This window comes from Cellulomonas sp. KRMCY2 (assembly GCF_000526515.1).
Lineage (GTDB): Bacteria > Actinomycetota > Actinomycetes > Actinomycetales > Cellulomonadaceae > Actinotalea.
In genome coordinates this window covers 1,224,013-1,241,045 of record NZ_JAGF01000001.1, presented here as the reverse complement: position 1 = coordinate 1,241,045, position 17,033 = coordinate 1,224,013, and the positions used below count along the sequence as shown (strand labels likewise).

Annotated in this window: 20 protein-coding genes; 8 read left to right on the top strand and 12 right to left on the bottom strand. The window is 71.3% G+C overall.

Going from position 1 to position 17,033, the window contains the following annotated elements:
* Positions 1-130: 130 nt before the first annotated feature.
* A complete protein-coding gene (locus tag K415_RS0106045; protein WP_024286188.1) occupies positions 131-553 on the top strand; it encodes a type II toxin-antitoxin system VapC family toxin in 423 nt (140 codons plus the stop codon).
* Here the strand turns inward: K415_RS0106045 and K415_RS0106040 are convergent.
* The 3 genes from K415_RS0106040 to K415_RS24205 are packed head-to-tail and all read right to left on the bottom strand — an operon-like array spanning position 541 to position 2,383.
* Positions 541-1,290, bottom strand: a complete 750-nt coding sequence (locus K415_RS0106040; protein WP_024286187.1) for an HAD family phosphatase — start codon at positions 1,288-1,290, stop codon at positions 541-543. The genes K415_RS0106045 and K415_RS0106040 overlap by 13 nt on opposite strands.
* Positions 1,275-2,213, bottom strand: coding sequence for a phosphotransferase enzyme family protein (locus tag K415_RS21505; RefSeq protein WP_231494835.1), 939 nt, complete (start codon positions 2,211-2,213; stop codon positions 1,275-1,277). Before K415_RS21505 ends, K415_RS0106040 begins: the two co-directional genes overlap by 16 nt.
* Positions 2,189-2,383 carry a hypothetical protein gene (locus K415_RS24205; protein ID WP_051480424.1) on the bottom strand — a complete coding sequence of 65 codons (195 nt, stop codon included), beginning with the start codon at positions 2,381-2,383 and terminating at the stop codon, positions 2,189-2,191. The genes K415_RS21505 and K415_RS24205 overlap by 25 nt, the downstream gene beginning before the upstream one ends.
* Before the next feature lie 311 nt (positions 2,384-2,694).
* Between K415_RS24205 and K415_RS0106030 the strand changes: the two genes are divergently transcribed.
* From K415_RS0106030 to K415_RS0106020, 3 genes are read left to right on the top strand one after another with little or no spacing between them, the layout of a single operon-like run.
* On the top strand, positions 2,695-4,011 hold the full coding sequence (locus K415_RS0106030) for an aspartate aminotransferase family protein (protein ID WP_197024680.1): 1,317 nt from the start codon (positions 2,695-2,697) through the stop codon (positions 4,009-4,011).
* Positions 4,008-4,790 (top strand): GntR family transcriptional regulator, encoded by a 783-nt coding sequence (locus K415_RS0106025; RefSeq protein WP_024286185.1) that lies wholly within the window; start codon positions 4,008-4,010, stop codon positions 4,788-4,790. Before K415_RS0106030 ends, K415_RS0106025 begins: the two co-directional genes overlap by 4 nt.
* A complete protein-coding gene (locus tag K415_RS0106020) occupies positions 4,787-6,325 on the top strand; it encodes an amino acid permease (protein ID WP_024286184.1) in 1,539 nt (512 codons plus the stop codon). Before K415_RS0106025 ends, K415_RS0106020 begins: the two co-directional genes overlap by 4 nt.
* Before the next feature lie 68 nt (positions 6,326-6,393).
* On the opposite strand, the gene K415_RS21500 is transcribed toward K415_RS0106020, so the two are convergent.
* Complete coding sequence (locus K415_RS21500; protein ID WP_155859379.1) at positions 6,394-6,768, bottom strand: hypothetical protein; 375 nt, start codon at positions 6,766-6,768, stop codon at positions 6,394-6,396.
* An 11-nt stretch (positions 6,769-6,779) separates the two neighbouring features.
* Complete coding sequence (locus tag K415_RS0106010) at positions 6,780-7,292, bottom strand: hypothetical protein (protein ID WP_024286182.1); 513 nt, start codon at positions 7,290-7,292, stop codon at positions 6,780-6,782.
* 338 nt (positions 7,293-7,630) lie between these two features.
* On the opposite strand from K415_RS0106010, the gene K415_RS0106005 reads away from it, so the two are divergent.
* A complete protein-coding gene (locus K415_RS0106005) occupies positions 7,631-8,302 on the top strand; it encodes a response regulator transcription factor (protein WP_051480422.1) in 672 nt (223 codons plus the stop codon).
* Entirely contained in the window at positions 8,292-9,854 is a 1,563-nt protein-coding gene (locus K415_RS22570) for a sensor histidine kinase (protein ID WP_081784903.1), read from the top strand. The genes K415_RS0106005 and K415_RS22570 overlap by 11 nt, the downstream gene beginning before the upstream one ends.
* 36 nt (positions 9,855-9,890) lie before the next feature.
* On the opposite strand, the gene K415_RS0105995 is transcribed toward K415_RS22570, so the two are convergent.
* The 5 genes from K415_RS0105995 to K415_RS0105975 form a co-directional block, all read right to left on the bottom strand.
* Positions 9,891-10,907, bottom strand: coding sequence for a magnesium and cobalt transport protein CorA (locus K415_RS0105995; RefSeq protein ID WP_024286179.1), 1,017 nt, complete (start codon positions 10,905-10,907; stop codon positions 9,891-9,893).
* A gap of 121 nt (positions 10,908-11,028) precedes the next feature.
* Complete coding sequence (locus K415_RS0105990) at positions 11,029-11,859, bottom strand: hypothetical protein (protein ID WP_024286178.1); 831 nt, start codon at positions 11,857-11,859, stop codon at positions 11,029-11,031.
* A gap of 160 nt (positions 11,860-12,019) precedes the next feature.
* Positions 12,020-12,943 carry an NADP-dependent oxidoreductase gene (locus tag K415_RS0105985; RefSeq protein ID WP_024286177.1) on the bottom strand — a complete coding sequence of 308 codons (924 nt, stop codon included), beginning with the start codon at positions 12,941-12,943 and terminating at the stop codon, positions 12,020-12,022.
* Between the two features lie 93 nt (positions 12,944-13,036).
* The gene (locus K415_RS0105980) at positions 13,037-13,336 is read right to left on the bottom strand and encodes a hypothetical protein (protein WP_024286176.1); all 300 of its coding nucleotides are present in this window, start codon (positions 13,334-13,336) and stop codon (positions 13,037-13,039) included.
* Positions 13,337-13,370: 34 nt separating this feature from the next.
* Positions 13,371-14,024, bottom strand: coding sequence for a PadR family transcriptional regulator (locus K415_RS0105975; protein ID WP_024286175.1), 654 nt, complete (start codon positions 14,022-14,024; stop codon positions 13,371-13,373).
* 110 nt (positions 14,025-14,134) lie between these two features.
* Here K415_RS0105975 and K415_RS0105970 point away from each other — a divergent pair, with 110 nt between their 5' ends.
* The gene (locus tag K415_RS0105970; RefSeq protein ID WP_024286174.1) at positions 14,135-15,004 is read left to right on the top strand and encodes a Cof-type HAD-IIB family hydrolase; all 870 of its coding nucleotides are present in this window, start codon (positions 14,135-14,137) and stop codon (positions 15,002-15,004) included.
* A 19-nt stretch (positions 15,005-15,023) separates the two neighbouring features.
* On the opposite strand, the gene K415_RS0105965 is transcribed toward K415_RS0105970, so the two are convergent.
* Together K415_RS0105965 and K415_RS0105960 are read right to left on the bottom strand one after the other, a co-directional pair.
* Entirely contained in the window at positions 15,024-15,353 is a 330-nt protein-coding gene (locus K415_RS0105965) for a hypothetical protein (protein ID WP_024286173.1), read from the bottom strand.
* Entirely contained in the window at positions 15,350-16,153 is an 804-nt protein-coding gene (locus K415_RS0105960) for a hypothetical protein (RefSeq protein ID WP_024286172.1), read from the bottom strand. Before K415_RS0105960 ends, K415_RS0105965 begins: the two co-directional genes overlap by 4 nt.
* A 569-nt stretch (positions 16,154-16,722) precedes the next feature.
* Here K415_RS0105960 and K415_RS0105955 point away from each other — a divergent pair.
* Entirely contained in the window at positions 16,723-16,965 is a 243-nt protein-coding gene (locus K415_RS0105955; protein ID WP_024286171.1) for a hypothetical protein, read from the top strand.
* The last annotated feature ends 68 nt before the right edge of the window (positions 16,966-17,033 follow it).

The window sequence follows — 17,033 nt, the reverse complement described above, 5'->3', positions numbered from 1 at the left end:
GCCCGACCGTAGCTGGTGCGAGGCGGAGCATCGTGGTCGGCGACCGCCGGTCGTCAGCATGGGTCCGATCCGGGGCACGACCCTGGTGCGAAGCCCGAGCCGTCGACCTCGGTGACGAACCGGGGCCGGCGTGACGCGCTACCTGCTGGACACCAACGTCATCTCCGAGCTGCGACGGTCGCGGCCCCGTCCGGCGGTCGAGGCGTGGTTCGAGGGCATCGGCCGGGCCGACGTCGTCCTGAGCGCCGTGACACTCGGCGAGATCCACCAGGGCATCGTGCGGCTCGGTCGTCGTGACCCGGATCAGGCAGCGGTCCTCGCCGACTGGCTCGGTCGGCTCGAGCGCGGCTACTCCGACCGGATCCTGCCGGTGACGGTGGCAGTGGCCCGACGGTGGGCCGAGCTCAACGCCGTGCGCCCGCTTCCGGTCATCGACAGCCTGATCGCCGCGACCGCCATCGAGCACGGAGCGGTGCTCGCGACCCGGAACGTCCGCGACCTGGCGGGCGTCGACGTGACGATGGTCAACCCGTTCGACGATCAGCGACCCTGACCGACGGCGAGGGATCGGATGACCGGTTCGAGGCCGGCCACGACTCGAAGACCCGGATCGGCCGTCAGTGCGGCCGGCAGCCTCTGCGCGGGGTCGACGGCGAAGGTCAGCGCGCCCGAGGCGAGCGCGGCAGCCGTCCCGGTCGGGGAGTCCTCCACCGCCCAGCAGTCGTCCGGTGCGACGCGGAGGAGCCCCGCCGCCCTCAGGTACGCCTGCGGATCGGGCTTCGGACGGTCGACGTCGTCCCCGGCCACGACGACCGCGAACGAGCCGGTGGGCGCGGCCCGGAGCACCAGGGAGGCCAGGGACCGGTAGGTCATGGTCACCAGGGCGCACGGCACACCCGTCTCGCGCAGGGTCCTGAGCAGGTCCAGCGCCCCGGGTCGCCAGGGGACCGCTCCCGACAGGCCCGCAGCGACACCCTCGTGCAGTGCCGCGACGATCGCGCCGGTGCTCTGCCGGACCCCGCGTCCGCGCAGGTAGGCGGCGACGGCCGGCACCGACCAGCCCACCACGAGGTCGTCGTCGGCCGTCGACCAGGGTCCGCCGTGCGCCACGGCGATCGCGCCGGCAGCCGCGGACCACAACGGCTCGGAGTCGATCAGGGTGCCGTCGAGGTCGACCAGGACGGCGGCGGGCCGTCGCGCCGAGCGTCCGGTGGGCAGCTGGTGCCGGTCGGGCAGCACGCCTCCGGTGCGCGGGTCGAGTCCGGTCCGCGGGGTCAGTCCAGCAGCCATGTCGCCGAGCGCAGGTAGCTCTGGGCGACGGCGACGGTCCCCTCGCGCTGCGCCAGCCACAGGGCGGGGGGCAGCGCGTCCTCGCGGTGGGTCGTCGTCCAGCCGAGCATCTGCAGCCGACGGATCATCGACAGCGCGCAGCCGAGCCGCTCGTCGGCACGGGAGAGCGGCCGGACCTCGGCGTACCCGTCGACCCACTCCTTGGCCATGGTGGGGGCGTCATCGGTGTGCTCCATGAAGGTCAGCGCCGAGGCGAAGTCGTAGAGGAACCACGTCGAGCCGCAGTCGTCGAAGTCGATCACCGTGAGCTGGTCGTCCTCGTCGACGAGGATGTTCGACGGGCGCAGGTCGGCGTGGATCAGGCCCCAGTCCTGGGCCGAGCGCGGTGCCTCGGCCATCGCATCCAGGGCTGCGGTCTGCGCGGCCGCGAGCACCGTGCGTTCGGCGCGGCCGAGGCCCGCCTCCTCCCAACGCCCCCAGCGGCACGTCGGCCCGACCATGTCGCTCAGCTCCCAGCTGTGCCGACGGAACCAGCCGGGTCGCGACCAGACGACGGCGTGGTCGTGCAGCATCGCCGTGGTGCGGCCGATCTGCCGGTAGTAGGGCACCGGGTCGGTGATGTCCTCGAGGATGTCGCCGGTTGCGTAGGAGTACGTCACGCACGACCAGCGCACGCCGCGGTCGTCCTGGATGACGGCGACGGCCGGTCCGGCAGTGGTGGCGACGCCCTGCGGGACGCGGACGACGCCGGCGTCGGACAGTGCGGTGACCCAGGCGACCTCCGACTCGAAGGCTGCCGCGTCGGTCAGGTACCCGGGACGTGCGACCCGGGTCACGGCCACCGGCCGACCGGCCTCCCGGATCAGGAAGGTGGCGTTCTCCGAGACGGCGATCAGGCTCACCGGACGGTGTCGAGCCCCCACGCGTCCACGATGCCGTCGTGCAGCCAGGTCGGCGCCGGCGCGCCCTTGCTCAGGGAGTCGAACGTGTGGATGCTCGCCGCGGGACCCGCGGACCTCGCGGCGTCCTCGAGCACAGCGGAGTCTGCGATCCCCGTGACCTGCGCAAGGTCGAGCGTGTGGTCGATCGTCATGGCACTGCCCCCATCGACGGGTTGTCGGATGCGGGCCGGGCGGCAGCAGCCACGGTAGGGGCGACACCGGTGGCGGAGCCAGACCCCGGGACGAGAATTCACCGGCTCGAAACAGCAGCCGGGTCTGTTAATGAGCCATTTACACAGCGGGCGCTGCGGTAACGCAGAACTTACCTGCGGGCCCGACGTACGTTCCGCGACCGGGCGACGATGAATGCATCCACACCGGGGCCGGGCGGCCCGTACGGCGTGAATGTCACTCTTCACCATCGCGGACAGGGGAACCGGCTGTGCCGACGCGCTCGACAATCATGGACACGAACAGCTTCCGGTCGGAGGCCGCGGCTGCCCTGCCGCCGGCGACGCACGAGCTGATCGCGCGGCGTGAGCGCGTCCTCGGTCCGTCCTACCGGCTCTTCTACCGCCATCCCGTGCACCTCGTGCGCGGTCAGGGCGCCCACCTGTACGACGCCGAGGGCGACGAGTACCTGGACGTCTACAACAACGTGGCCTCGGTCGGCCACTGCCACCCGCGCGTGGTCGGTGCGGTCCAGGCTCAGGCCGCCGCGCTCAACACGCACACCCGCTACCTGCACGACGCCGTCGTGTCCTACGCCGAGGACCTGCTCTCCACGCTGCCGGCGGAGATCGACCGGGTCATGTTCATGTGCACCGGCTCGGAGGCCAACGACCTCGCCGTGCGGGTCGCCCAGGCCCACACCGGCGGGACGGGGGTGATCGTCAGCGCCGAGGCCTATCACGGCAACTCGATGCTGACCTCGCAGCTGTCGCCCGCACTGGGCACCGCGCAGGACCTGGGCCTGGCCGTCCGGACGGTGCCCGCACCTGACGCCTACCGGGTCGGCGCCCCGGACCTCGGGCTGTGGTTCGCCGCGCAGGTCGCCCGGCAGATCGCCGACCTGGAACGGCACGGCATCCGCCTCGCGGCTCTGCTCGTCGACTCGATCTTCTCCTCCGACGGCGTGCACCCCGACCCGGCCGGCTACCTGGCGCCGGCGGTCGACGTCGTGCACCGTGCCGGTGGCGTGCTCATCGCCGACGAGGTGCAGCCCGGGTTCGCTCGTACCGGTCAGGAGTTCTGGGGCTTCGCACGGCACGGGGTCGTGCCGGACCTGGTCACGATGGGCAAGCCGATGGGCAACGGCATCCCGGTCTCGGCGATGGCGGCGCGCAGCGACGTGCTCGCCGCGTTCGGCGAGACGATCCCGTACTTCAACACCTTCGGCGGCAACCCGGTGTCCATCGCCGCTGCCCAGGCGGTGCTCGACGTGATCCGCGACGAGGACCTCCAGCTGCACAGCGACCGGGTGGGCGCGCGGCTGCTCGCCGAGCTGACCGGGCTCGCCGCCGACCACGAGGTGGTCGGGGACGTGCGCGGCGCCGGTCTGTACCTGGGGCTCGAGGTCGTCGACCCGTCCTCCGGCCGACCGGACAGCGGGGTCGCGCTCGAGGTGACCGAGGGGCTGCGGCAGCGGCGCATCCTGACGTCGGTGTGCGGCGCGGGCGGCAACGTGCTCAAGCTGCGACCCCCGCTCGTCTTCTCGGACACCGACGCCGACCGTCTGGTGACCGGGCTCGACGACGTGCTGCGGACGTTGCGGCCATGAGCAGCTCCGACGACGTCCTGCTGGCCCGCCTGCGGGCCATGGTCGCCCGGCAGGACATGCGTCCGGGCGACCGGCTCGGCGACGAGCGCAGCCTCGCCGTGGCGCTCGGGGTGCCACGGACCCAGCTGCGCCGGGCGCTCGAACGGCTCGAGGGGGACGGGACGATCCGCCGCACGATCGGGCGTGCGGGTGGCGTCGTGGTCGCCGACGGCCGCGTGGAACGGAACCTCAACACCGTCGAGGGTCTGCCGGACATCGCCCGGTACCAGGGGGTGCACCTGGAGACCCGGCTGCTGCGGGTCGAGCTCACCGGTGCCGGCGCCCGTGAGCAGCGCCTGCTGCAGCTGCCCGACGGCGCCGCGGTGCACCGGATCATCCGGCTGCGGTTCGCGGACGGTCGACCGCTGTCGCTGGAGACGTCCGAGCTACCGGCCGACCTCTTCCCCGGTCTCGGGACCCAGGACCTCCGCTCGCTGTACCGCACCCTGCACGCCGTCTACGACGTCACCCCGGTCTACAGCGACGAGACGCTCGAGCTCGCGGTCGCCGACGCCGTCCAGGGCGATCACCTGCAGGTCGCGCCGGGCACGCCGCTCATCCACATCCGCCGCACGGCCACGTGCTCGACCGGACGACCGATCGAGATCGCCGACGAGCTGTTCGTCGGGGACCGCATGCGGTTCCACCTGCGCAAGTACGGCCACGTCAGATCCGACCGCCACGAGCTCACATCCGCACCCGACGAGCTCACATCCGCACACCACGGAGGACACGAATGACCGCACCCAGCACGATCAGCGCCTCGGGCGTGACGTACGTCAGCGCCGACCAGTCGTACTTCGACAAGCGCGGCCTCAAACGATCGGCGGGCTTCTGGGGCCTGTGGGGCATCGGGATCGCCGCGGTCATCTCCGGCGACTTCTCCGGCTGGAACTTCGGCATCGGCACGGCCGGCTGGGGCGGGTTCCTCGTCGCGACGGGGCTGGTCACCGTCATGTACTTCGGCATGCTGTTCAGCATCGGCGAGATGTCCGCCGCGATGCCGCACACCGGCGGCGCCTACTCCTTCGCCCGGGCGGCGATGGGTCCGTGGGGAGGCTTCGTCACGGGCCTGGCCGAGACGGTCGAGTACGTCATGACGACCGCGGTCGTCGTCTACTTCTCGGGTCAGTACGCGGACTCGATCACCACGGCCCTGTTCGAGGTGTCACTGCCCGCATGGGTGTGGTGGCTGATCATCTACGGGGTCTTCCTCGCCCTGAACACCGTCGGTGCCGCGATCTCCTTCACGTTCGCGATCGTCGTCTCGATCATCTCCCTGCTCGTCCTGGTGATCTTCGCCGGGATGGCGATCGCCTCGAGCTCGCTGGACCTCGGCGCGCTCTTCGACATCGTGCCGGATCCAGGGCAGACGACCTTCCTGCCGCACGGGATCGGTGCGGTGTTCTTCGCGATGCCCTTCGCGATGTGGCTGTTCCTCGGCATCGAGGAGCTCCCGCTGGCCGCCGAGGAGGCGCACACCCCGGCCAAGGACATCCCGCGGGCGGGTCTGTGGGGCATGGTCACACTGGTCGTCACCGCGGCGATCGTCGTGGTGCTCAACCCGGCAGTGATGGGCTCCGCGGCGCTCGGCGGGTCCGGCGAGCCGCTCCTCGACGGGTTCCGCACCATGCTGCCGGACAGCGACATCGCGGCGGTCCTCTCGGGGTTCGCCCTGGTGGGCCTGCTCGCCTCGACCCAGGGCATCATGTTCGCCTACGGCCGCAACATCTACTCGCTCTCCCGGGCCGGGTACTACCCCAAGGCGCTGTCCCTGACCGGCGCCGCCAAGACGCCCTGGGTCGCCCTGCTCGTCGGCGGGCTGATCGGGTTCCTCGCGCTCCTGCTGGTCGACTACGGCGCGGCGTCGGCGGGCAGCATCGTGCTGAACATCGCCGTGTGGGGTGCGGTCGTCGCGTACCTGCTGCAGATGGCGTCCTTCGTCGTGCTGCGTCGCAAGCACCCCGACGCGGCACGGCCCTATGTGAGCCCGGTGGGCGTCCCGGGTGCCGTGGTGGCCGGGCTGCTCGCGCTCATGGTGTTCGTCGGCGTCATGCTCAACCCCGACTACCGGCCGGCGATCACTGCGATCGCCGTGGTGTTCGTCGGTGGGCTCGCGCTGTTCGCCCTGTGGGGGCGCAAGCGTCTGATCCTGTCCCCCGAGGAGGAGTACGCGCTCGGCGGCGGGATGGGGACGCCGGGTCGGCTCCTCGACGATCCGGCCACGTCCGGGTCAGCGCCGGCCGGGAGGCTCGAGGAGCTGTCGCGGGGCTGAGCCCCGCACGGTGACGGCCGGCTCGCCGCGACCTCGAGGGTCGTCGGCGAACCGGCCGTCCGGGGGACCTACTCGGCGGCTGCGAACATCGTGAAGATCGGCGGGATGGTGGCCAGCACCCCGACGGCGACCAGGACCAGCGCGATCGTCATCGCCTTGCGGACGTCGAACGTCTTCGTCCGGAGCGCGAGGTGCAGGGCAGCCCACGACGCGAGCCACACGACCACCGTGAAGACGGCCTTGCCGGACAGGCCCCCGACCCCTTCGTTCAGGGTGGCGAAGGTCTTGAAGCTCGCACTCGCCTCGGCGAGGATCGTGAAGAGGCCGAGGGCGAACGCACCGATCCCGCCGGCGATGATCGCCGCGGCGACAGGTCCTTCGCCCTTGTCCTGGACGTCGAGCTGTTCGAGGCCTGTGGTTTCGTCTGCCACGTTCGTTGTCATGTCAGTCTCCCTTACAGGACCGGTGAGGTCTTGGTGATCAGTGCCCCGAGGCCGCCGGCGACAGCGGCGAAGGCGAATGCCAGGACGAAGAGCACCAGTGCGGCGTTCCGTGCGCGCTCGTGCTTGATGAGCCGCACGCCGTAGTAGACGACGATGAATGCAGCGACGGTGGCGAGGATCGGGCTGATCCAGGCGATGTGCTCCTTCCACTCCATGCCGAAGGAGTGCCACTGCTCGGTCGCCGGGTCGGCCGTCAGGATCGACTTGGCGCTCTCCGGATCCTTGGACCGGTACCACGGGTAGATGATCCAGGTACCCGTGATGACGGTGCCCCAGGCGGCCACGGCCATCGCCACGACGCCCGCCTTGAGGCGCAGGACACGATCGCGCACGCCTTTCGCGGTGAGGAGCTGCGGCCGGAGGCTGTAGAGACCCTCGAGTCCGCCGGCAAATCCCAGCAGGAAGACGACCCCGAAGACCATGCCGTGGACCAGCGTCCAGAACTCACGATTCGTGAGTGTCACGTTCCCACCACCTTTCGATAGTTGCGACGACGGCGACGCCCAGGCGACGACTGCCTGTGCGTGCTGCCTTGTCAAGCGTCCAGGGCGGAGGTGAGCGGTCGCGCGCCCGTGACGAAGCGCCTGGCGACTCCGATCTGCTTCCAGCATCGTCGCGGCGGCGTCCGCGCACATCGGCACTTTCCACGCACCGGCTAGGTGCTCTCACCGCCCGCGCGGTAGGTGGAATCACCTAGACGTCGACGAACGGGCTGCTCCGCGATCGCGTGCGGGGGCGGCGTACCCTCAGAGCGCGACACCGTCGACGTGGGTCGCCGAGAGCCGCGCGAGCCGGATGACAGGTGATCACAGTCGTGGTGCGCGAAGACCAGATTGCGGTGCTCGTGGTCGACGACCATCCGCTGTTCAGGGCTGGGATCTGCGACCGGATCCAGTCCGTCGACGACTTCATCGTCGTGGTCGGCGAGGCCGGCAGCGGGCAGGAGGCGTGCGAGAAGATCGATGCGTCGCAACCAGCGGTCGTGCTCATGGACATCGCCATGCCCGGCATGAACGGGATCGAGGCGACCCGGATCATCGCCGGATCATGGCCGGAGGTCGCCGTGATCATCTTGTCTGTCTACGACGATGACCAGTACGTGCAGGCCGCCGTGAAGGCAGGCGCCCGCGGCTACCTCCTCAAGACGGTCGAAGCTGCCGAGCTGCGGGCGTCGATCGGACGCGTGGCCCGGGGCGGGTCTGCCCTGTCGCCCTCCGTCATGCGGACGGTGCTCGGGCACATGTCCGGAAGCCGGCAGCAGGCGGTGACCCTGACCGAGCGCGAACGTGAGGTGCTGGAGCTCGTTGCGCAAGGTGCCGCCAACAAGGCCATCGCCAAGCAGCTCCTGCTCAGCACCCGCACGGTCGAAGCGCACATGCGCAACATCTTCGACAAGCTGGACGTCACGTCCAGGACCGAAGCCGTGACACTCGCCCTTCGGACGCACTCGATCCGACTCCCCGATGGCTCGTAGCGCCCGGGCCGAGCTGCGGAGCCGGCGACCTCCAGCGGTTGTGGGCCTGCTCGGGCGGGTGCGGATCCCCGTACGAGATCGCCGATTCTGGCTGATCCAGGTGCTCGTGCTGAGCATCGTCGCGACCCATCTCCTGCTGGAACGTGAGCCGCACCTGGCAGCGGAGTCCCAGTTCTACCTGCTGTCGGTCTCGATCCTCCTGGCGCCAGTGGTGTACGCCGGCATGAGGTTCGGGGTCAGAGGAGCCCTCCCGACCACGATCTGGGCACTGATGCTGTCCGCGCCGGAGATCTACGGGCACCGCACCGAGACGCGAGTCGGGATCTTGGTCCAGTTCGCGATCGTCTTCATGATCGCGTTCATCGTCGGTCTGCGCACGGATCGGGAACGGGCTGCGGCCGGGGCGACGGAACGGGCCAATGCGCGGCTGTCCCGAATCAACGCGACCGCGTCGGCGGTGACGCACTCGCTCGACCTCGACCGGGTCCTGAACGAGACGTTGCGGGCCAAGCTTGATCGCTCGACGCGTCAGGTCACGTGGATCCGGCTGCTGCCGGGCCGGGACTCACCGGAGGTCACGGTCATCGCGGCCAGCCAGGTCGCGGTGCCCAGCGAGCTCGAGCCGGTCCAGAGCGCACTGACGTCGGCCGCGTGCGTCAGCGGGCAGGTGGAGCGGGTGTCCGTCCCGGGTCTCGCCGCCAGAAGTGCTGCCGCCCCGCTGATCTCCGACGGGACCGTCGTCGGAGCCCTGGGAGTGACGTACCTGAACGAGCCGATCCCGCCGGACGAGTACCGCGTGCTCGAGGCGGTCGCCACTCAGCTGGGCACGGCGCTCAGCAACATCCGTCACCACGCGAGCACCCGCGAGGCGCTCGTCGCCTTGTCGATCGCCAACGAGGACCTCGAGACCTACATCGAGCTGGCCACCGAGGCGCAGGAAGAAGAGCGGAAGCGGCTCTCACGCGAGCTCCATGACGACACGATGCAGTCCCTCGTCCTCACGCTCGCGCAGATCGACACGGCCATGACATCCGACCTGCCCGACGAGGCGCGGGCCGGCCTTGCATCTGCGCAGGGCATCCTCGCCGAGACGCTGGACAACGTCCGTCGGTTCTGCCGGGACCTGCGCCCCTCCCTGATCGACGACCTCGGTCTGGTCGATGCCGTCGACTGGCTCGTGAGCGATCTCCAGTCACGGGTGGGCACGACCATCGCGCTCGATGTCCACGAGCCCCGGAGCCGCCTCAGCAGCCGGGACGAGCTCCTGGTCTTCCGCATCGTGCAGGAGGCGCTGCACAACGTGGAGCGCCACGCCCGCGCGACCCGGGTTCAGGTCGCTCTCCACTTCCTCGGCGACCGGCTCGTCGCCGAGGTTGCGGACAATGGTCGGGGTTCGATCTCGATCGGTCAGCCCGACACGAGGCCGGACCACGGACTCGGGCTTCGTGGCATGTACGAGCGGACCAAGCTGCTCCGGGGAGCGCTGCTGATCGAGAGCCGGCCTGGTGAAGGAACCACGGTGCGGCTGTCGGTCCCCGTCGCGCGCCAGTAGCCCGGACTCACCTGCGCAGGGCGCCGGCGGCGGCCGCTACAGCCAGCCGCGTCGCTTGAACACCGTGTACAACGTGACGGACATGGCGAGCATCAGGCTCAGCGCCAGGGGATACCCGAGCAGCCAGTGCAGCTCCGGCATGTGGTCGAAGTTCATGCCGTAGACGGTCCCGACCAGGGTCGGCGCGAACAGGATCGCCGCCCACGAGGAGATCTTCTTGACCTCCTCGTTCTGCACGAGGCTGGCCTCGGTGAGCAGGCGGGTCTCCTCGTTCTGCCGCTGCGCGATCAGTGCGGTCTGGACGGTCAGGGCGTTCTGCAGCAGCGACCGGAACGAGTCCACCCGATCGACGATCCGGATGGCGTGGTCGTGGACGTCGCGCAACGAGCGCTGCAGCTCCAGACCGACCTCGTACTTGTCGAAGCCGTGCTGCAGCGCCTCGAGCATCGGGATCAGCGGATGGGTCGCCCGCTGGAGCTCGATCACCTCGCGCGAGAGCTCGTAGATGCGCCGTGACACCGCCGGATCGCCGTCGAACAGCTGGTCCTCGATCTCGTCGATGTCGTTCTCGAGGCCCATGACGACCGGCTCGTACTCGTCGACGACCTCGTCGAAGATCGCATACAGCACGGCCTCCGGGCCCAGGGCCAGCAGCGCCGGCCGCTCCTCCAGCCGTTGGCGCACCCGGACGAGGTCCGGGGCCTCGGCGTGCCGGACCGTGACGACGAAGTCGGGTCCGACGAACACGTGCAGCTCGCCGAACTCCACCTTCTCGACGGCGTCCAGGTAGCGCGCAGGGCGCAGCACCGCGAACAGGGTGGTGCCGTAGCGGTCGAGCTTGGGCCGCTGGTGGGCGGCGATCGCATCCTCGACGGACAGGTGGTGCAGGTCGAACTCTTGCGCCACCGACCGCAGCTCGGCCACCTCGGGGCGGTACAGCCCGATCCAGGCCATGCCCTGCCGCTCGCGCAGCACCTCGTAGGTCTCCTCGAGGCTGGCCGGGTTCGCCGTGCGCCGGCCCTTCACGTACACCGCGTTGTCGACGATCGTCATCGCGCCTGCTCGGTCTGCATCAGAACCCCTCACGGTGAACGGCCGGCCCACCTCTGCGGCGCCGGCTCGGGTACGCGTCGAATCGCATCAGGTCGAAGTACAGCAGACGGATCGATCCGCGCTACGGCCGGCTGAGGCTCGCGACCGTCAGAAGGCTCGTCGGGTCGCCGAGCTCGACGCGCGCGGCCGGCTGCCGCGCGTAGTGGTCGAGCACGCGTGCCAACGCCGCCGGGCCGAGCGCAAGACCCTCGGTCCGCAGGATGCCGATGTCAGCGCCGGCCACCCGCTCGCCCCGCCATGGGCCGGCCCGGAACCGGTGGTGCACCGGGACGCCGTCGACCGACCGGAACGCCACGTGGCCGCGCGGCACGTCGTCGACCACCAGGGCGACCTCGTCCCACGCGATCGTGGTCTCGAGCCCGCGGGAGCGGTACGTCAGTCGATCGGCGGTGAGCATCACGCCGCCGGCGACGTATCGGCCGAGCGCGCTCAGCAGGGCCGGGATCGTCAGCCACAGGGCTGCGGCGGTCAGCACCGACGCACCGCCGCTGCTCCCGGAGCTCGCGGCGAGCGCGGCCCAGGCCACGCAGGTGAGCGCCATGACCAGCATCGCCACCAGGCCCACGGTGAAGTCGGTCCGGTCACGCATGATGGCGGTCGCCGTGACCCCGTCGACGGTCACCAGCGCCGGAGCGGGCGGCCCGGTTCGGCGCGCCCGCAGTGCGACACCGACCCCCAGCACGAGGCCGAGGGCGACGCATCCGCCGCCGAAGATGCGGATCGCCGGGGCCACGTCGCCGCCCGCCCACAGCGCGAGGGCGCCGAAGGCCAGGAGCACGACGAGTCCCGCGAGCTGGAGCCTGCGCCGGCCACGGTCGGTCCACCGGATCAGGTCGCCGCCGCGACCGGGAGCGCGGGGTGGTGCAGGTGGGCGGGCCGGTGCGTCGCTCATCCGCAGAGGACGGGCGGGACGTCCTTCGGGATCACAGCTGCCCCCTCCCGAGCGCGGCGGTCGTCTCGGGTACCGGGGCGTGCGCTCGTCGTGCGGTGACGTTACCGGACGAGCCGTGATCATGGGCGGGCTGCTCAGGAAGGCTGAGCCCGCCGGACCGTCAGGACACCCGGATGACGACCTTCCCCTGGACGTGCCCCGACGCGACGAGCTCGTGCGCGGCAGCGGTCTCCTCGAGCGGGAAGGTCCTGGCCAGCTCGACCCGGAGCAGGCCCCGCTCGACGAGGTCGCCAAGCGCCGCGAGGTCGGCCGCGTCGGGCCGGACCCATAGGTACGTGCCGCCGTACTGCGCAACGTCTCCGTCGGCCACGGATCCGAGCCGCACATCGGCCGTCCCCACGTCGGGGGTGGTCGCGACGACGCCGCCGCCGGCGAGGTCGAGCACGACGTCGACCCCGGCGGGTGCGAGTGCTCGGACCGCGGCCACCATCGCGTCGCCGTAGGGCACCGGCTCCCCGCCGAGCCCGCGCACGTACTCGTGCCTGCCCGCCGAGGCCGTGCCGATGACGCGCGCGCCGAAGGCCCGGGCGATCTGCACGGCGAAGCTCCCGACGCCACCGGCGGCGTTGTGCACGAGCACCGTGTCGCCCTCATGGACGCCGAGCCGCCGCAGCGTCTGGTACGCCGTCAGCCCGGCGAGCGGCAGGGCGGCCGCCTGCTCCCAGGACAGTGATGCCGGCTTGCGGGCGAGGGTCCGCACCGGCGCGGCGACGAGCTCCGCCGTCGTGCCGCCGTGCACGACGTCCCTGCGCACGTAGCCGATGACCTCGTCACCGACGGCGAGCTCGGGTGCGTCCAGGCCGACCTGCTCGACGACCCCCGCGACGTCCCAGCCCGGCACCACCGGGAAGACGACGTCCATCAGCGGATCGAGATACCCCTGGCGCACCATCCAGTCGACCGGGTTGACCGAGGCCGCGCGGACCCGGACCAGGACGGAGTCAGGACCGACCTTGGGGGTGGGCAGCTCCACGAGCTGCAGGACGTCGGGGCCGCCGAAGCGGGTGTAGGCGATGGCTCTCATGCTCGGCGCAACCGGTCGGGGGCTGGGGATGTTCCGTCCGTGCCTGGATGCCCGGCTCCTCGGGGCGTTCTGGGCGTTCTCGCTGCGGAGGCGTCACCGCAGCACGGCCACCAGCTGCTCCACGGTGGGCGAACCCGCCAGGCCCTGCGCGGTCCGGTACAGCCGGCATGCGAGACCGACCAGGGCGTCTGCATCGGCGAACGGGTCCCGGCCGTCCACCAGGACGGTCGGGGAGCCGCGGAACTGGATGGCCTCGGCCTCCTCCGGTGTGGACACCAGGACGTGCTCGATCTCGGTGTCGGGACGGCCCACCGCGGCCAGCGCCTCGTGCAGTCGCGCGTCCGTGACACGCCAGCTCGGGCAGCCGTCGAAGTACTGGAGCGTGATCGTCATGCCCGCCATTGTCCGCCGCCGGCCCGGCGCCGACTCACGGTCGCGGCTGGGTGTCCTCGGCGAGGATGCGGTACAGCTCCTTGCGGGCGGTGACCAGGACGGCGGCGGCGGCCGTGTGCTGGGCGGCGGTGCCGACGCGGGCCATCTGGACGGCCGCATCCTTCAGGGCCATGATCTCCTGGCGCAGGGCGAGGGCGGGGCCGTGGTCGCCCTGCGGCGAGGTCCACGGCGTGCCGAGCCGTTCACGGTTCTCGCTGACGTATGCGGCCCCTTCGGTGGTCAGCGAGGCGGTCCGGCGACCCTCGACGGACTCGATCGTGACCAGGCCCTCGTCCTCGAGCACCTGGAGCGTCGGGTAGATCGAGCCGGGGCTCGGCGACCAGGCACCCGAGCTGCGCTCGGCGATCTCCTGGATCAGCTCGTAGCCGTGCCGCGGCTGCTCCTCGAGCAGCAGCAGGATCGCGGCCCGGACGTCGCCGCGCGCTCGCGGGCCGCGACCGCGTCGGCCGCCGCCCCAGGGACCGTCGGGTCCGGGCCCACCGCGGTGACCACGTGGGCCGCCCCGGCCGCGGCCGAACGGTGGTGCGCCGTCGCCGTCGGGCCACTCGGGCAGGAAGTTGCGCTCGCCGCGGTCCGGTGGGGTGGGGCGGTTGGCGGGGGTGTGGTGGTGATGATCGTGGTGGTTCATGAGGTGTCCTCTCTCGACACGCTCACGATATATCGAGATGGGTCGGTACCGCAAGTGCCGTGCGCGCCCCGACTCCCGCACGCGGCGCCGGCGCCTGAGACAATCGACGGGTGTCGACCTCCCCACCTGACCCCGTCGAGCTGCCGACGTTCGCGCAGGTCCCGGACATCCGGCTGATCGCCGTCGACATGGACGGCACGCTGCTCGACCCGGGGCACCGGATCGACGCGGCGCTGTGGCCGCTGCTGGACGAGCTCGAGCGGCGCGGTGTGGCGTTCTGCCCCGCGAGCGGACGCCAGTACGCGACCCTCGCGCGGCAGTTCGGGGCGGTCGCCGAGCGGTTCGTGTTCATCGCGGAGAACGGTGCGTACGTCGTGCGCCGCGGGGTCGAGCTGAGCTCGGACGTCGTCGAGCGGGACGTCGTCGTGCGCATCGTCGAGGCGGTGCGCACGCTCGGCGCCTCGGGGGCCGACGTCGGCGCCGTCGTGTGCGGCAAGCGCTCGGCCTACGTGGAGCGCCGGGACGACGCGTTCCTGGCCCAGTGCGACCGGTACTACGCGCTGCTCGAGCACGTCGACGACCTGACGACGGTGCAGGACGAGGTGATCAAGGTCGCCGTGTACGACTTCGGGTCCGCGCAGGAGACGACGGTCCCGGGCCTCGAGGAGTTCTCGCACACGCACCAGGTCGTCGTGTCGGGCGAGCACTGGGTCGACGTCATGAACCCCTCGGCGCACAAGGGTGCGGCGCTCGCCCGGATCCAGGCCGCGCTCGGCATCACGAGCGCCCAGACGATGGTGTTCGGGGACTACCACAACGACATCGAGATGCTCGCCGAGGCCGACTGGTCGTTCGCGATGGCGAACGCGCACCCGGACGTCCGGGCGGCCGCCCGCTACCTCGCGCCGGGCAACGACGAGAACGGTGTCGTCCGGACGATCGCCGCGGTGCTGGGGATCCCGATGGGGGAGCCGGCGTAGTCCTGGCCGGTCCGCACGGTCAGACTGCGGGGTCACCTCTGAGGTCACGCCTGCGCTGGTCGCGCCCTTCGGCGACGAGGCGGTCCCACGCCGTGGCCTCGAGATCGTCGAACTGGCGGAAGAACCGCGGCATGAGCGTGCTGAGGGCCGCGGTGAACGCCGGCTCCTGAAGCACGCTGCGGACGGTCCGCCGTCCGGCGAGGACGTCGTCGGCGAGACGACGCAGCGCCGGGTCGTCCGACTGCCTCAGGAGCTCGATCGACCGCCGGATCCGGACCCCTCGACCTCGGATGCCGCCGCTCTGCTCGGTGAGGCGCTCGGTGATGTCGTCGCCGGCCGGACCGCTCATGATCCGGTCCTCGCGATCGATCCGGTCCGCGCGACTGATCCGGTCCTCGCGAGGTCGACGGTGAAGCAGGGCACCTCGAGGCCGGCGACGCCGTCGAGCAGGGTCGACGTCTTGGCGCACAGCCCGGCGAGGTCGTCGGCGTGGGTGGCCGCGCGGTCGGACCAGGTCTGGACGCCCTCCCAGACCTGGAACGCCTCCCACGTGAGGTAGGCCGAGGAGGCGCCGCCGAGGAGGTGCTCGGCATCCGCCGGCCCGGCCGTAGTGGTCGCGATGAGGTCGATGGCCAGGGCGACGAGGTAGTCGCAGAGCTCGCCGAGGAGGCTGACCGCCACGTCCCCGGCGACGTAGACCCTGTGCGCTGTGGCCCGGAGGTCGAGCGCGAGCCCCGCGGCGGCCGCCTCGACGGCCATCAGCGCCTGGCCGATGCCGGCAAGGGCGAGCATCACCGGATCGCCGTCGCGGACCGGTTCGCCATCCCCCTCGCGGGCCGACGCCGAGGAGGTCAGGACGCCGTCCAGCTCGGCCCGCGTGACGTGCGCCCACTCGCCGAGCTGGTCCATCGCCTCACCCGCGGCCGAGACGTCCTGCCAGCTACCGGCGACCAGTCCGGTGAGCCAGGCGAAGGAGTCGAGGCCGCAGATCTGCTCGACCGCGCAGCGCATCCCGTCCGAGCCTGCGACCAGCTCCCGGAGCCGGTTGACCTGCTCGGCGAGGTCTGGCACCGGTTCTCGGGCGGCCGACGAGGTCGGCGTGACAGTGGCTGAGGCGTGCCAGGCGGCGCCCCCGTCGTCGATCTGCACCAGGTGTCCCTCAGCTGTAGGCGGCATCTGCAGGCGGCATCGGAGCCGATGTCGAGGTGGGATCTCGCGTGGCTCGTCGCGGGTGGCACCTGGGCCACGAGATCCGTCGGCTGCTCTGCTGTGGTGCGCACAGTGCCGTGACTGACGTACGAACCCGACCCGGTCCCCCCGTTTCGGCGTCGTCGGTAGAGTACCGACGGCCGAGCGCCCGGGGGGTCGAAATGGCCCGAATTGCCGGGGGTCGGATCGCTGGCCGAGACGATACGGACGGATGGCGTCCGGCGGACGGACGGCGGACGGCGCGTCCCGGGACGAAGGTCGGACGCTGGAACGGCGGGCGCGAGTGTGATGAGTGGCATGGCGCGCAGTGCGGTGCCCCGGGTGGTGCTCGTGCTCGGCACGGTCGTCGGTGCTCTGGTGGTCACCGCGGTCGTGCTCGCGCTGGTGCTCGGCGGGGGCGGGCGGCTCCTGGTGCCCGTCCCGCACACGGAGTCGTTCGACGCGACCGGCATCGACCTGCCCGCGCTGACCACCGACGGCAACCAGGCACCTGGTTCGGCGACGTCGCGGTGCGGTACCCGGTCCTCATCACCGAGTGGGGATACCTGGAGGAGAGCCGTGACCCGGGGGACGGCTACCTCGTCGGGACCGCCGAGGGGTACGGACGACCGCTCCTGGACCGGCTCGACGACCTGGGTGCCGGGTGGGTGGCGTGCTGGTGGGACGACGACTGGCGGCCGGCGATGTTCGGGGAGGGGATGCGGGAGGCGACGGGGTATGGGGGGTTCGTGCTGGGGGAGCTGGCGGGGTGAGGGGGTCGGGTGAGGAGTCGGGTGCCCGGCTGGGAGTCACCTGCCCTGGCACTGCGAGGCCGAACGGA

What these genes read in the sequence shown, in the direction of transcription:
- K415_RS0105975 (WP_024286175.1), bottom strand. Translation starts at nt 14,024, where the DNA reads ATGAACCACCACGATCATCACCACCACACCCCCGCCAACCGCCCCACC.
- K415_RS0106030 (WP_197024680.1), top strand. Translation starts at nt 2,695, where the DNA reads ATGGACACGAACAGCTTCCGGTCGGAGGCCGCGGCTGCCCTGCCGCCG.
- K415_RS22570 (WP_081784903.1), top strand. Translation starts at nt 8,292, where the DNA reads ATGGCTCGTAGCGCCCGGGCCGAGCTGCGGAGCCGGCGACCTCCAGCG.
- K415_RS0105965 (WP_024286173.1), bottom strand. Translation starts at nt 15,353, where the DNA reads ATGAGCGGTCCGGCCGGCGACGACATCACCGAGCGCCTCACCGAGCAG.
- K415_RS0105995 (WP_024286179.1), bottom strand. Translation starts at nt 10,907, where the DNA reads ATGACGATCGTCGACAACGCGGTGTACGTGAAGGGCCGGCGCACGGCG.
- K415_RS0106040 (WP_024286187.1), bottom strand. Translation starts at nt 1,290, where the DNA reads ATGGCTGCTGGACTGACCCCGCGGACCGGACTCGACCCGCGCACCGGA.
- K415_RS0105985 (WP_024286177.1), bottom strand. Translation starts at nt 12,943, where the DNA reads ATGAGAGCCATCGCCTACACCCGCTTCGGCGGCCCCGACGTCCTGCAG.
- K415_RS0106020 (WP_024286184.1), top strand. Translation starts at nt 4,787, where the DNA reads ATGACCGCACCCAGCACGATCAGCGCCTCGGGCGTGACGTACGTCAGC.
- K415_RS0105980 (WP_024286176.1), bottom strand. Translation starts at nt 13,336, where the DNA reads ATGACGATCACGCTCCAGTACTTCGACGGCTGCCCGAGCTGGCGTGTC.
- K415_RS21500 (WP_155859379.1), bottom strand. Translation starts at nt 6,768, where the DNA reads ATGACAACGAACGTGGCAGACGAAACCACAGGCCTCGAACAGCTCGAC.
- K415_RS0105990 (WP_024286178.1), bottom strand. Translation starts at nt 11,859, where the DNA reads ATGAGCGACGCACCGGCCCGCCCACCTGCACCACCCCGCGCTCCCGGT.
- K415_RS0106025 (WP_024286185.1), top strand. Translation starts at nt 4,008, where the DNA reads ATGAGCAGCTCCGACGACGTCCTGCTGGCCCGCCTGCGGGCCATGGTC.
- K415_RS24205 (WP_051480424.1), bottom strand. Translation starts at nt 2,383, where the DNA reads ATGACGATCGACCACACGCTCGACCTTGCGCAGGTCACGGGGATCGCA.